Below are 14,118 nucleotides of genomic sequence, written 5' to 3'. Positions count from 1 at the left end.
TCACGCCCGGCCCCGCACCCCGGCCTCACGCCCCGGCGTTACGCGCCAGCCCCAGCGCGTACTCCGGCCACCACCGGCCCGCCGCCGGACCGCCCTCGCAGGTGCCGTCCGACTCCCCGGGCCGCTTGATCCACAGGTAGGCGTCGACGACCGGGTCCCCGGTGTCGGTGGTCGGCCGGGTGCCCAGCGCCCGGCCGGGCGGGTTGCACCAGACACCGGGCAGCGGCCCGTTGCCGTTGCGGCTGGTGTCGATCACGAAGTGCTTGCCGCCCAGCCGCTCGGAGAGCTTCTTGCCGTACGCCGTCGTGTCCTCGGTCGTCTGGAAGTTCGAGACGTTGAGCGCGAAGCCGTCGGCCCCTTCGATCCCGGCCCGCTCCAGCGGCTCGACCAGCGCGTAGGGGTCGGTGATCCACGCCGGGTTGCCGGCGTCCAGGTACACCTCGGTCCGCGGCTGCGCCTTCAGCCGGCTGATCGCCTCGCCCAGCAGCCGCTCGCGCTCGGCGTGCAGCTCGCGGGGTGTGCAGCCGTCGACGATGTGGGCGACGGCGTCCGGCTCCAGCACCACCACCGCCTCGGCGTCCCCGATGGCGTCGGCGAACCGGCCGATCCACTCCCGGTAGGCGTCCGCGTCGGCCGCGCCCCCGGCGGAGTGCTGGCCGCAGTCGCGGTGCGGGATGTTGTAGGCGGTCAACAGGACCCGCTGGCCGGCCTCGGCCGCGGCCCGGGTGGCCCGGCGCACCAGCGGCGTCGGATCGATCTCCCCGGCCGGCCACAGCGCGGCGGGCTGTCCGGCGATCCTCTGGAGGAGTTCGGCGTCGGCGGCGCGGCCCTGCCGCTGCCAGAGCCGGCCCTGCCGGGCGGCGGGGCTGTCCGGGTCGACCCAGAAGGCGGGTCCGGCCGCCTTCTTCTGGCGGGCACCGGCCACCGACGCCTCGTCCACGTCGGCGCCGGAGGAACAGCCCGCGGCGAGCCCGAGGGCGGTGACGACCGCGAAAGTCTGGATCAGCCGGAACATGCCGCTCCCTGGAAGCAGAGGTAACGATGCGTAACGATCCATTGCCTATCGTGACATATCCGGCATGTCGGTCCGGGGACCGCCATGCCCGTGCCCGGTCGATCGGATGTGCCCAGGGCGGTGGCGGTCCGAAAGGCGGGACGGAGCTGACCGGCATGTGACCGGCCGGTAAGGTCTGATGCCGTGCCGAAGCCCCTCAGCCTCTCCTTCGACCCCATCGCCCGCGCCGACGAAAGCTGGAAGCGGCGCTGGGGCAGCGTGCCCTCGATGGCCGCCATCACCTCGATCATGCGGGCCCAGCAGATCCTGCTGGCCGAGGTGGACGCGGTGGTCAAGCCGTACGGGCTGACCTTCGCGCGCTACGAGGCGCTGGTGCTGCTCACCTTCTCCAAGTCGGGGGAACTGCCGATGTCCAAGATCGGCGAGCGGCTGATGGTGCACCCCACCTCGGTGACGAACACCGTCGACCGGCTGGTCAGGTCGGGCCTGGTCGACAAGCGCCCGAACCCCAACGACGGCCGCGGCACCCTCGCCGCGATCACTGCCAAGGGCCGCGAGGTGGTCGAGTCCGCCACCCGCGACCTGATGGCCATGGACTTCGGCCTCGGCGCCTACGACGCAGAGGAATGCGCCGAGATCTTCGCGATGCTCCGCCCCCTGCGGGTGGCCGCCGGCGACTTCGAGGAGGAGTGACGCGCCGCCGCACCCGCCGCACGATCGCCCGGAACGTCTCGTTACGCTCGGGGGCATGAAAAAGAGCGTGCTGACCCGCTACCGGGTCATGGCGTACGTCACCGGCGTGCTGCTGATCCTGCTGTGCCTCGGCATGATCGCGAAGTACCTGCTGGATGTGAACGGTGCCGACGACTTCACCCGCGTCGTCAGCATCGCGCACGGCTGGCTCTACGTCATCTACCTCGTCTTCGCCTTCGACCTCGGCGCGAAGGCGAAGTGGCCGGTCAAGAAGCAGCTGTGGGTGCTCCTCGCGGGCACGATCCCGACCGCCGCGTTCTTCGTGGAGCGCCGGATCACCCCGGAGCTCCAGGCGCGGATCACCGAGGGCCGCCCGGCCGTCGCCAAGGCGTAGCCGACACCGCCGTACGCGCGTACGGCGGTATGGCATCGACAGATACTAGGACGTCCTAGTAAATTCGAAGCATGGACGCTGACGCCATAGAGGAGGGCCGCCGACGCTGGCAGGCCCGGTACGACGCGGCGCGCAAGCGCGACGCGGACTTCACGACGCTCTCCGGCGATCCCGTGGAGCCGGTGTACGGGCCGCGACCCGGGGACACGTACGAGGGATTTGAGCGGATCGGCTGGCCGGGGGAGTACCCCTTCACCCGCGGCCTGTACCCGACCGGCTACCGGGGGCGCACGTGGACCATCCGGCAGTTCGCCGGGTTCGGCAACGCGGAGCAGACCAACGAGCGCTACCGCATGATCCTGCGCAACGGCGGCGGCGGGCTCTCGGTCGCCTTCGACATGCCGACGCTGATGGGCCGCGACTCCGACGACCCGCGCTCGCTGGGCGAGGTCGGCCACTGCGGGGTCGCCATCGACTCGGCCGCCGACATGGAGGTCCTCTTCCGGGACATCCCGCTCGGTGACGTCACGACGTCGATGACGATCAGCGGCCCGGCCGTGCCCGTCTTCTGCATGTACCTGGTCGCCGCCGAGCGCCAGGGCGTCGATCCGTCCGTGCTCAACGGCACGCTCCAGACCGACATCTTCAAGGAGTACATCGCCCAGAAGGAGTGGCTCTTCCAGCCCGAGCCGCACCTGCGCCTCATCGGCGACCTGATGGAGCACTGCGCGGCCCGCATCCCCGCGTACAAGCCGCTCTCCGTCTCCGGTTACCACATCCGCGAGGCCGGGGCGACGGCCGCGCAGGAGCTGGCCTACACGCTGGCCGACGGCTTCGGCTACGTCGAACTGGGCCTCTCCCGCGGCCTGGACGTGGACGTCTTCGCGCCCGGCCTGTCCTTCTTCTTCGACGCGCACGTCGACTTCTTCGAGGAGATCGCCAAGTTCCGCGCGGCCCGCCGGATCTGGGCCCGCTGGATGCGCGACGTGTACGGGGCGCGGACCGAGAAGGCCCAGTGGCTGCGCTTCCACACCCAGACCGCCGGCGTCTCCCTCACCGCCCAGCAGCCGTACAACAACGTGGTGCGGACGGCGGTGGAGGCGCTGGCCGCCGTCCTCGGCGGCACCAACTCGCTGCACACCAACGCGCTGGACGAGACCCTCGCGCTCCCCTCCGAGCAGGCGGCGGAGATCGCCCTGCGCACCCAGCAGGTCCTGATGGAGGAGACCGGCGTCGGCAACGTCGCCGACCCGCTGGGCGGTTCCTGGTACGTCGAGCAGCTCACCGACCGGATCGAGGCCGACGCCGAGAAGATCTTCGAGCGGATCAGGGAGCGGGGGCTGCGGGCGCACCCGGACGGACGGCACCCCATCGGTCCGATGACCTCCGGCATCCTGCGCGGCATAGAGGACGGCTGGTTCACCGGCGAGATCGCCGAGTCCGCCTTCCGCTACCAGCAGGCGCTGGAGAAGGGCGACAAGAAGGTCGTCGGCGTCAACGTGCACACCGGGTCCGTCACCGGCGACCTGGAGATCCTGCGGGTCAGCCACGAGGTGGAGCGCGAGCAGGTCCGGGCGCTGGGCGACCGCCGCGCCGCCCGCGACGACGCGGCCGTACGGACCGCCCTGGACGCCATGCTGGACGCGGCCCGCTCCGGCGCCAACATGATCGAGCCGATGCTGACCGCCGTCCGCGCGGAGGCGACCCTCGGCGAGATCTGCGGGGTGCTGCGGGAGGAGTGGGGGGTGTACACGGAACCGGCGGGATTCTGAGGCGCCCCGGCCCCCCGCCGTACGTACCCCCCGCCCCGCGCCTACGCGGGCCCGCCGTCCGGGCCGGTCCGGGAGGCGAGGCCCTGGAGCAGGACCCGGGTGAGTCCCCGCACCCACTCCTCGTCCGCCGGCTCGGCGCTCACCAGGGTGCGGTGGACCACCGCGCCCGCGACCACGTCGAAGATGAGGTCGACGGCGCGGGCGGCCTGCTCGGGGTCGGGCTCGGGGGGCAGTTCGCCGCGGGCCTGGGCGCGGGCGCGGCCCTCCAGGACCAGACGTTTCTGCCGCGCCACGATCGAGCAGCGGATGCGTTCGCGCAGGGCCGGGTCGCGGGTGGACTCGGCGACGACCGCCATCAGGCCGCTGCGTGCCTCCGGGCGGTCCAGGATCGCCGCGAACTGGAGGACCACGCCCTCGATGTCCGCGGCGAGGCAGCCGCGGTCGGGCAGGCGCAGTTCGTCGAAGAGTTCGGCGACCGCGTCGACCACCAGCTCGTTCTTGCCCGCCCAGCGGCGGTAGAGGGTCGTCTTGGCGACCCCGGCCCGCGTCGCCACGTCGCCCAGGGTCAGTTTCGACCAGCCCAGCTCGACCAGCGCCTCCCGTGTCGCGGCCAGGATCGCGGCGTCGGCCGCGGCACTGCGCGGGCGGCCGGCCCGGCCGGCGGGGGAGCGGTTCGGCATCCCCCGACCCTATCCCCGGGTTTGCCGGGGGCGGCCGTGAGGCAGATCACCGGAAGGCCCTGCCGCGGGCGGCACCGCTGCCATTACGCTACGACTCGTAGCGAAAGCGGGACGCCCTCCCGCCGGAGCGACGACCACGGGCGTCAGGTGGGGACCCGGCGCCGCACAGCACACATCAGAGCGGGTTTCGGGCCGCTTTTCACGGACGCGCGCGGTACGGGGGAGGATAGGCGCATGCAGCCACGGAACATGTCCATGAGCGGGGTCGTCGACCTCGCCGCGGTGAAGGCGGCCCAGGAGGCCAAGGCGAAGGCGGAGCAGGCGCGCGCCCAGGCCGCGCGGCAGGGCGGCGGCGGCGCCGTCTCCCCGGCCGATCTCGTCATCGACGCCGACGAGGCCGGCTTCGAGCGCGATGTCCTTCAGCGGTCCACCGAGGTCCCGGTCGTCATCGACTTCTGGGCCGAGTGGTGCGAGCCCTGCAAGCAGTTGAGCCCCGTACTGGAGCGGCTCGCCGTCGAGTACAACGGCCGGTTCGTGCTCGCCAAGATCGATGTCGACGCCAACCAGATGCTGATGCAGCAGTTCGGCATCCAGGGCATCCCGGCCGTCTTCGCGGTGGTCGCCGGGCAGGCGCTGCCGCTCTTCCAGGGGGCGGCGGGCGAGGCCCAGATCCGCGAGACCCTCGACCAGTTGGTGCAGGTCGCCGAGCAGCGCTTCGGCCTGACCGGCCTGGTCGTCGACCCCGAGGCCGACCCGGGCGCCGCTCAGCAGGCCCAGGCCGTCCCGGCCGGACCGCACGACGCCGCCCTGGAGGCCGCCGTCCAGGCGCTGGACGCGGGCGACCTCGGCGGCGCGGTCCGCGCGTACCAGAACGTGCTGAACGAGGACCCGGGCAACATGGAGGCCAAACTGGGCCTCGCCCAGGCCGAGTTGCTCCAGCGCGTGCAGAACCTGGACCCGCAGCGGGTGCGCAAGGACGCCGCCGACAACCCGGGCGACGCGCAGGCGCAGATCGCCGCCGCCGACCTCGACCTGGTGGGCGGCCATGTCGAGGACGCCTTCGGGCGGCTCATCGACACGGTGCGGCGCACCGCCGGGGACGAGCGGGACACCGTACGGGTGCGGCTGCTGGAGCTGTTCGAGGTGGTCGGCGCCGACGACCCGCGCGTCGCGGCGGCCCGCCGGGCGCTCGCCCGCGCCCTCTTCTGACCGTCCCCCCGCCCGACCCACCGCCCGGCCGGTGATTCTCCGGCCGGGCGGTGCCGGAGTGGCGAAAAGCGTCGGCGGAGCGGTGCTGCGGCAGCGTTTTGCCAAAACTTGGTAATGCGGGTGCCTGTTACTGCGAGTAAGTCACCCGTTGGCGGGTGTCCCGGTCTGTCATCATGCGGGTGTTCTTGTCCCTTACCCGGAGGGCACCCAGCGTCGCCGGGCGGGGACCCTGTGCGGATCGTCGGTGACCCGTCCGTTACCAGCCAGTAACGAACCCCCTTGTGCGGGCGCCGAGAATGCACCACGATCGGCCACGCTCGGTCCCTTCCCGCACCCCGACAGCCAATCGGGCCGCGGGCCACCAGGGGTCCCCACCGGGCGGGTCCGGCAGCAGTGGAGCCGGACCCAGGACAGGGGGGTCTTCGCCCGCTCGGCGAAGCCTGTCCGGCAGGTTGTGCGTGATGTGTGTCAGGCGCGACCAGTGGTTGTCGCTCGGGGGTGATCGCCGGTGATTCGGGCGCGTGGTGCGCGCCGCCGAGTGCGGGCGCTCTCCTTCCCGAGGACGTAGCACTTCTCCCATCCCTGCCCGGCCGAGCCGCCGTTCCGGGGGCGAGCCGAGGCCAGGAGATGTACGTCCGAGAAGGAGGAAATATGGAGTCCCCAGTGCGTGGTGGGACCAGATGGAAGCGGTTCGCTGTGGTCATGGTGCCCAGCGTCGCCGCCACGGCAGCGATAGGCGTCGCTCTGGCGCAGGGTGCGCTGGCCGCGTCGTTCAGTGTGTCGGGGCAGCAGTTCAAGGTGACCGCCAAGGAGCTGACCGGTCACGGGTTCTCGCAGTACGGGGCCTACGACGACGGGGCGACCGGCCGTAACGCCGTGGCCGTCTCGGCGTTCAAGACCGCCGACATCGACAAGCTCTGCCAGTCGGTCGTCACGAACGTCCCTCTGCTGGGCCCGGTCACCCTGCGGCTCGAAGCGGGTGACACGTCCAAGAAGCAGGAGATGGTCTACGCCGAGCAGCTCTACATCGATGTCGCGGACCTGAAGGCGGACGCCACCTTCAGCAACATCGACATCGGTGTGGCGGCCGGGGCGATCGACAAGGGTCCGGGCATCAAGAGCGGCGATCACGCGGATCCGCGTGGCTTCGCCCAGCAGGCGACCGAGGCCAAGCTGACCGACGTGGAGCAGACGGCGTGGGCCACCACCGCCGGAACTTTCAAGCTCAGCGGTCTGCACATGTCGCTCAAGAAGGGGTCCGGCAAGGACATCGAGTGCTACTGAGCCCTCGTTGACGGGTGGGGGCCGGCCGCGCCCCCGCCCGTTCCACCCGCACATCACCACCACAGCAACGCCGCACCAGGGAGCTGTTTTCCATGAGCGCCGAGACTCCTGCCGCTGACGGCCAGTTCACCCGCCGCAGGCAGCAGTTCCGAGACTGGCGGGGCACCCGGCCGTTCTGGGCCGGTCTGTTCGTCCTGCTCGGTGGCTTCCCGATCATGTACTTCCCGTACGCCAACCTGCAGTTCGGCAACCTGACCGTGGCGATGTCCACCACGGCCGGCGCCGGCTCTCTCATCATCGGTGTGCTGCTGGTCGTCCTCGGCGTCAGCCTCTGGTTCCAGAAGCACGTACGGACCTTCGCGGGGGTCGCGGCGATCCTGCTCGCCCTCGTGTCCCTCCCCGTGTCCAACTTCGGCGGCTTCGTCATCGGTTTCCTGCTCTCGATGATCGGCGGAGCCATGGCCGTGTCGTGGGCGCCGGAGAAGCCGCGGGGCGAGGCCCCCGGGAGCGCGGTGGACGACCCGAACCATCTGCCAGGAACGAACCCGGCCACCGGGGCGAACGGGAGGCACAGTGCCGGCTGACGAGGTGACTCACGGGGCTGACGCGGAGGCGTCCCGCGTGAGAACCGGGCCGCGCCACGCGGCACCCAGGAAGCCGTTGTTCACCAGGTTCCACGTACCGGCCGGCAAGGCCATAGCCCTGGCGGCGATGCCGACGGCGGTCCTCATGGGCATGGGGCTCACCCCGACGCTCGCCGCGGCGGACGGCAACGACCCGGCGACCGCGTCCAAGAGCCTCACGGCCGAGGAGTACAAGGCCTGCGTGGAGGCCCTGGCGGACAAGGACCGTGCCTCGCCGTCACCCTCCGAGAGCGAGAGCGGGGACGACGCGGCGGAGGAGTCCGCGAGCCCCGAGCCGAGCCCGTCCGCCACCACCCCCTCCGCTTCGCCCTCCGTCCCTTCCTCCTCTTCGCCGGATTCAGGTTCCGACGACGGGGACGGGGACGGGGACGGGGCGGCCGAGGAAGGGGCGACGGGAAGCAAGGCGGACGCGGACGACGACCCGGCCGAGGCCGGGGCCGGGCCCTCCGCCCCCGCGTCGGTCTCCCCCTCGCCGTCCGCCTCCGCGAGCGGCGGCGGTCTGCTCCAGGGCATAGGCGACGCCCTTGAGGACCTCTTCACCGGCGGCAAGGGCGGCGAGGAGCCCGCGAGCCCCTCGGCCACCCCGTCGGCCTCGGCGTCCGCGTCCGCCTCCGAGAGCGCTTCCGGCACCGAGGACGGGGAGGACACCCCCGGCGAGGCGTCCGAGGCCGTCCAGGAGGCGACCGAGGCGGCCGGGGGCGCCGCGGAGACCGGGGGCACCGTGGAGACCGGGGGCGCCGGGGGCGCCGGGGGCGCCGGGGGTGAGGCCACCGCCTCCCCGGGCCCCGGTGCCAGCGCCGGTGCCGATCCCGGCGCTTCGGCGAGCCCGTCTCCCTCGGAGAGCGGCGCCGCCGAGGACTGCCCCATCGCCACCGACGCCGAGGGCGGGGTCGACAACAACCTCGCGCTGCCCAACCGGCCCTGGGAGCTGGAGGCCAGTTCGCTGAGGCTGAAGGGGGCGTCGTACAAGGGGGTCGTCGAGGTGCGGACGGCCGATGGGACCACGAAGAAGGTCCTGAAGTACGTCATCTCCAACGGCACCGACATCGGCGACCTGCACCAGATAGTGCACGACGACGCCACCGGCAAGACCTACCACGTGCAGGCGGCCGAGGGGTCGACGTCCACGATCACCGACGGCGACACGGTGATGTACACGGAGAGCATCTCCGGCAATCTGCTGGGGCTGATCCCGATCACCTTCGACCCGGAGCACCCGCCGCCGCTGGACATCCCGCTGATCTACTTCACCAACGTGAAGGTCGTGCAGGCGGGCCAGTTCGGCGGGACGCTGACCGTCCCCGGACTGCACCAGTACATCACCGACTGAACCGCCGGCACCGCTTGCACAACCCGTACGCGGCTGAGGGCGCCCCCTGCCACAGGGGGCGCCCTCAGCCGCGTACGGCACGGTCAGCTGCCGCGGACGGCCTCGCCCAGGTGGTGGACGCGGACCATGTTGGTGGTGCCGGGGACGCCGGGGGGCGAACCGGCGGTGATCACCACGATGTCACCGGGATTGAAGCGGTTGAGCTTCACCATCTCCTGGTCCACCAGGTCGACCATCTCGTCGGTGGAGTTGACGAACGGCACGACGTGCGACTCCACGCCCCAGCTCAGCGCGAGCTGGTTGCGGGTCGACTCGTCGGTCGTGTACGCGATGATCGGCTGGACCGCGCGGTAGCGGGACAGCCGGCGGGCGGTGTCGCCGGACTGGGTGAACGCCACCAGGCCCTTGCCGCCGAGGAAGTCGGCGATCTCGGCGGCGGCACGGGCCACCGAACCGCCCTGCGTCCGCGGCTTCTTGCCCGGGACCAGCGGCTGCAGGCCCTTGGAGAGCAGCTCCTGCTCGGCCGCCATGACGATCTTCGACATGGTCTTGACCGTCTCGATCGGGTACGCGCCCACGCTCGACTCGGCGGAGAGCATCACCGCGTCGGCGCCGTCCAGGATGGCGTTGGCGACGTCGGACGCCTCGGCGCGGGTCGGACGGGAGTTGGTGATCATCGACTCCATCATCTGGGTCGCGACGATCACCGGCTTGGCGTTGCGCCGGCACAGCTCGATGAGGCGCTTCTGCACCATGGGGACCTTTTCGAGCGGGTACTCGACGGCCAGGTCACCGCGGGCGACCATGACGGCGTCGAACGCCGCGACGACGTCCTCCATGTTCTCGACCGCCTGCGGCTTCTCCACCTTGGCGACGACGGGGACCCGGCGGCCCTCCTCGTCCATCACCCGGTGCACGTCGGCGACGTCCTTGGCGTCCCGGACGAAGGAGAGCGCGACCAGGTCGCAGCCCATGCGCAGCGCGAAGCGGAGGTCCTCGATGTCCTTCTCGGACAGCGCGGGCACGTTGACCGCCGCGCCGGGCAGGTTGATGCCCTTGTGGTCGGAGATGACACCGCCCTCGATGACGATCGTCTTCACCCGGGGGCCCTCGACCTCGGTGACCTTCAGCTCGACGTTGCCGTCGTTGATGAGGATCGGGTCGCCCTTGGACACGTCACCGGGCAGGCCCTTGTACGTGGTGCCGCAGATCGTCTTGTCGCCCGGGACGTCCTCGGTGGTGATGGTGAACTCGTCACCGCGCACCAGCTCGACGGGGCCCTCGGCGAAGGTCTCCAGGCGGATCTTCGGGCCCTGGAGGTCGGCGAGGACGCCGATGGCCCGGCCGGTCTCCTTCGCGGCGGCCCGGACCCGGTCGTACCGGCCCTGGTGCTCGGCGTGGGTGCCGTGGCTGAAGTTGAAGCGGGCCACGTTCATGCCGGCTTCGATCAGCGCGACGAGCTGCTCGTGGGAGTCGACCGCGGGGCCGAGGGTACAGACGATTTTCGAACGGCGCATGGGGCGATCCTATCGGTTTGTTTCGCTCCGGAATATTCCGCCTAGCGGAAGCTACAAACGGGCGCGGGGGTGCTCACCCGTGAATTCGGCGAGTCTTCAGTGGCTGTTCTTTTCGACCAGTGCGTACGTCTGTGTCGCGATCTCCAATTCCTCGTCGGTCGGCACCACGGCGACCTTCACCCGGGCGTCCTCGGGGGAGATCAGCCGGGGACCGTCGCCGCGTACGGCGTTCAGCCCGGCGTCGACCGCCAGGCCCAGCCCCTCCAGGCCGGCCACGGCAGCTTCCCGCACCGGTGCGGCGTTTTCGCCGACCCCGGCCGTGAAGGCGACCGCGTCCACCCGTCCGAGGACCGCGTAATAGGCGCCGATGTACTTCTTCAGGCGGTGAATGTAGATGTCGAAGGCGAGCTTCGCCGCTTCGTCCCCGGCGTCCACGCGGCGCCGGATCTCCCGCATGTCGTTGTCGCCGCACAGACCGAACAGACCGCTCCTCTTGTTGAGGAGAGTGTCGATCTCGTCCGTGGACATTCCGCCAACGCGCTCCAAATGGAAGATGACCGCCGGGTCCAGGTCTCCCGACCGGGTGCCCATCACCAGTCCCTCCAGAGGGGTCAGCCCCATCGAGGTGTCCACGCACCGGCCGCCTTCGACCGCGGAGGCCGAGGCGCCGTTGCCGAGGTGGAGCACGATGACGTTGACCTCCGCCGGGTCCTTGCCCAGCAGCCGGGCGGTCTCCCGGGACACGTACGCGTGCGAGGTGCCGTGGAAGCCGTAGCGGCGGATGCGGTGCCGGTCGGCGATCCTCGGGTCGATGGCGTAGCGCGCCGCCGACTCCGGCATCGTGGTGTGGAAGGCGGTGTCGAAGACGGCGACCTGGGGGAGGTCGGGGCGGAGCGACCGGGCCGTGCGCAGGCCGGTGAGGTTGGCGGGGTTGTGCAGCGGGGCCACCGGGATCAGCCGCTCGATCTCGGTGAGCACCTCGTCGTCGACGAGGGTGGGCTCGGTGAAGAACATCCCGCCGTGCACCACCCGGTGCCCGATCGCGGCCAGCTCGGGCGAGTCCAGGCCGAGGCTGTCGCGGGACAGTTCCCCGGCGACCGCCTTCAGGGCGGCTTCGTGGTCGGCGATCGGGCCGTTCTGCTCGCGGGTGTCGCCGTCGGTGACGTGGGTGTGCTTGAGCCGGGAGGTCTGCTCGCCGATCCGCTCGACCAGCCCCACCGCCAACCGGCTGCTGTCCCGCATGTCCAGCAGCTGGTACTTCAGCGACGACGAGCCGGAGTTGAGGACGAGGACGCGGGTGGGGGAACTCACTGTTCGGCAGCCTTCTCGATCGGGGACTGGGCCTGGATGGCCGTGATGGCGACGGTGTTGACGATGTCCTGGACCAGCGCGCCGCGGGACAGGTCGTTGACCGGCTTGCGCAGGCCCTGGAGGACCGGGCCGACGGCGATCGCGCCGGCCGAGCGCTGCACGGCCTTGTAGGTGTTGTTGCCGGTGTTGAGGTCCGGGAAGATCAGCACGCTGGCCTGTCCGGCGACCTGGGAGCCGGGCAGCTTGGTCGCCGCGACGGACGGCTCCACGGCGGCGTCGTACTGGATCGGGCCCTCGATCATCAGGTCGGGCCGGCGGGCGCGGACCAGCTCGGTGGCCTCGCGGACCTTGTCGACGTCGGCGCCGGAGCCGGAGGTGCCGGTCGAGTACGACAGCATGGCGATCCGCGGCTCGACGCCGAACTGCGCCGCCGTGGACGCCGACTGGATCGCGATGTCGGCGAGCTGCCGGGCGTCCGGGTCCGGGTTGACCGCGCAGTCGCCGTAGACGAGGACCTTGTCGGCCAGGCACATGAAGAAGACGGACGAGACGATGTCGGCGTCCGGCTTGGTCTTGATGATCTCGAAGGCCGGGCGGATGGTGGCCGCCGTGGAGTGCACCGAGCCCGACACCATGCCGTCGGCCAGGCCCTCCTGCACCATCAGGGTGCCGAAGTAGTTGACGTCGGAGACGACGTCGTAGGCCAGTTCCACGGTGACGCCCTTGTGGGCGCGCAGGGCGGCGTACCGCTCGGCGAAGCGGTCGCGCAGGTCGCTGGTGGCCGGGTCGATGAGCTGCGAGCCGCCGAGGTCGATGCCGAGGTCGGCGGCCTTCTTGCGGATCTGCTCGACGGGGCCGAGCAGGGTCAGGTCGCACACGCCCCGGCGCAGCAGCACCTCCGCCGCGTGCAGGACGCGGGGCTCGGTGCCCTCCGGCAGGACGACCCGGCGCAGGTCGGAACGGGCCTGTTCGAGGAGCTTGTGCTCGAACATCATCGGCGTGACGCGGTCGCTGCTCGGCGCGGAGACCCGCTTGTCCAGGGCGGCGGTGTCGACGTACCGCTCGAACAGGCCGAGGGCGGTCTCCGCCTTGCGCGGGGTGGCCGCGTTCAGCTTGCCCTCCAGGGAGAACAGCCGTTCGGCGGTGGGGAAGCTGTTGCCCGGCACGGCCAGCACCGGGGTGCCGGGGGCGAGGCGGGCGGCGAGGGTGAGGACGTCCTCGCCCGGCACTTCGTCCAGGGTGAGCAGCACCCCGGCTATCGGCGGGGTGCCGGCGCTGTGCGCGGCGAGCGAGCCGATGACCAGGTCGGCGCGGTCGCCGGGGGTGACGACCAGGCAGCCGGGGGTCAGGGCGCCGAGGAACCTGGCCAGCGAGGCGCCGCCGAAGACGAAGTCCAGCGCGTCCCGGGCCAGCCCCGAGTCGTCGCCGAGGACGACCCGCGCGCCGAGGGTGTGGGCGATCTGGGAGACGGTCGGCGCGGAGAGCGCGGGCTCGTCGGGGACGACGAAGCAGGGCGTCGGGAGCAGCCCGGAGAGCCGTTCGGCGAGCGCGTCCCGGTCCTCGCGGGCCACCCGGTTGGTGACCATGGCCAGCACGTCGCAGCCGAGGGTGTCGTACGCGCGGAAGGCGTTGCGGGTCTCGGCGAGCACCGGGTCCGCGGCCTGCCCCCGGCCGCCGACCACCGGGATGACGGACGCGCCGAACTCGTTGGCGAGCCGGGCGTTCAGCGCCAGTTCGTCGGGGAGCTGGGTGTCGGCGAAGTCGGTGCCGAGGACGAGGACCACGTCGTAGTCGCGGGCGACCAGGTGGAAGCGGTCGACCAGCGCGGAGACCAGTTCGTCGGTGCCCTGCTCGGCCTGGAGCGCGGACGCCTCCGGGTAGCCGAGGCCGTAGACGGTCGCCGGGTCCTGGGAGAGGCGGTAGCGGGCGCGCAGCAGCTCGAAGAGCCGGTCCGGGCCGTCGTGGACGAGGGGGCGGAAGACACCGACCCGGTCGACCTGCCGGGTCAACAGCTCCATGACCCCCAGCTCGACGACCTGGCGGCCGTCGCCGCGGTCGATGCCGGTTACGTACACGCTGCGCGTCACGCGTGCTCTCCGTTCCGTCGTCGTCTCCGGTCGCCGCTGGTCCCGGCGTGCGGCGGCCACAAAAATCGCCCACCGAGGTGAGCGGAACCCTCTTGACAATACCTCTGGCGATGGATAAGGCGCCCGTCAGTGCGACGTCGGCAGCCGCCGGGTGGACGTGGAAGAATCGGGAGTGCCTCACC

Annotated in this window: 12 protein-coding genes; 7 read left to right on the top strand and 5 right to left on the bottom strand. The window is 71.4% G+C overall.

Annotated features, from left to right (window positions below; translation table 11 throughout):
* Positions 1-25: 25 nt before the first annotated feature.
* Positions 26-1,015, bottom strand: a complete 990-nt coding sequence (locus Sdagh_RS13040; protein WP_189414866.1) for a glycoside hydrolase family 6 protein — start codon at positions 1,013-1,015, stop codon at positions 26-28.
* A 183-nt stretch (positions 1,016-1,198) separates the two neighbouring features.
* Here Sdagh_RS13040 and Sdagh_RS13035 point away from each other — a divergent pair, with 183 nt between their 5' ends.
* From Sdagh_RS13035 to icmA, 3 genes are all read left to right on the top strand, one after another.
* A complete protein-coding gene (locus tag Sdagh_RS13035) occupies positions 1,199-1,708 on the top strand; it encodes a MarR family winged helix-turn-helix transcriptional regulator (RefSeq protein WP_189414865.1) in 510 nt (169 codons plus the stop codon).
* A gap of 55 nt (positions 1,709-1,763) precedes the next feature.
* Complete coding sequence (locus Sdagh_RS13030; protein WP_189414863.1) at positions 1,764-2,102, top strand: DUF3817 domain-containing protein; 339 nt, start codon at positions 1,764-1,766, stop codon at positions 2,100-2,102.
* A gap of 71 nt (positions 2,103-2,173) precedes the next feature.
* Positions 2,174-3,874, top strand: a complete 1,701-nt coding sequence (gene icmA / locus Sdagh_RS13025) for a coenzyme B12-dependent isobutyryl-CoA mutase large subunit (RefSeq protein WP_189414861.1) — start codon at positions 2,174-2,176, stop codon at positions 3,872-3,874.
* 41 nt (positions 3,875-3,915) lie between these two features.
* Here icmA and Sdagh_RS13020 read toward each other — a convergent pair whose 3' ends face one another.
* Entirely contained in the window at positions 3,916-4,554 is a 639-nt protein-coding gene (locus Sdagh_RS13020; protein ID WP_189414859.1) for a TetR/AcrR family transcriptional regulator, read from the bottom strand.
* A gap of 234 nt (positions 4,555-4,788) precedes the next feature.
* Between Sdagh_RS13020 and Sdagh_RS13015 the strand changes: the two genes are divergently transcribed.
* From Sdagh_RS13015 to Sdagh_RS13000, 4 genes are all read left to right on the top strand, one after another.
* On the top strand, positions 4,789-5,763 hold the full coding sequence (locus Sdagh_RS13015; RefSeq protein ID WP_189414857.1) for a tetratricopeptide repeat protein: 975 nt from the start codon (positions 4,789-4,791) through the stop codon (positions 5,761-5,763).
* A 651-nt stretch (positions 5,764-6,414) separates the two neighbouring features.
* On the top strand, positions 6,415-7,047 hold the full coding sequence (locus Sdagh_RS13010; protein ID WP_189414855.1) for a DUF6230 family protein: 633 nt from the start codon (positions 6,415-6,417) through the stop codon (positions 7,045-7,047).
* Positions 7,048-7,139: 92 nt separating this feature from the next.
* Positions 7,140-7,631 (top strand): DUF6114 domain-containing protein, encoded by a 492-nt coding sequence (locus Sdagh_RS13005; RefSeq protein WP_189414853.1) that lies wholly within the window; start codon positions 7,140-7,142, stop codon positions 7,629-7,631.
* A complete protein-coding gene (locus Sdagh_RS13000) occupies positions 7,621-9,021 on the top strand; it encodes a hypothetical protein (protein ID WP_190077666.1) in 1,401 nt (466 codons plus the stop codon). Before Sdagh_RS13005 ends, Sdagh_RS13000 begins: the two co-directional genes overlap by 11 nt.
* 83 nt (positions 9,022-9,104) lie before the next feature.
* On the opposite strand, the gene pyk is transcribed toward Sdagh_RS13000, so the two are convergent.
* The 3 genes from pyk to pta all read right to left on the bottom strand — a co-directional run bounded on the left by pyk (position 9,105) and on the right by pta (position 13,936).
* Positions 9,105-10,538 carry a pyruvate kinase gene (gene pyk, locus Sdagh_RS12995; protein ID WP_189414849.1) on the bottom strand — a complete coding sequence of 478 codons (1,434 nt, stop codon included), beginning with the start codon at positions 10,536-10,538 and terminating at the stop codon, positions 9,105-9,107.
* A gap of 96 nt (positions 10,539-10,634) precedes the next feature.
* Complete coding sequence (locus Sdagh_RS12990; RefSeq protein WP_190077665.1) at positions 10,635-11,849, bottom strand: acetate kinase; 1,215 nt, start codon at positions 11,847-11,849, stop codon at positions 10,635-10,637.
* Positions 11,846-13,936, bottom strand: a complete 2,091-nt coding sequence (pta, locus tag Sdagh_RS12985; protein WP_190077664.1) for a phosphate acetyltransferase — start codon at positions 13,934-13,936, stop codon at positions 11,846-11,848. The genes Sdagh_RS12990 and pta overlap by 4 nt, the downstream gene beginning before the upstream one ends.
* Positions 13,937-14,118 lie beyond the last annotated feature (182 nt).

Origin of the sequence: Streptomyces daghestanicus, assembly GCF_020521275.1 — a bacterium.
Classification (GTDB): domain Bacteria; phylum Actinomycetota; class Actinomycetes; order Streptomycetales; family Streptomycetaceae; genus Streptomyces; species Streptomyces griseoviridis.
Note: the sequence above shows the minus strand (reverse complement) of the source record. Positions and strands in the feature narration are given on the sequence as shown.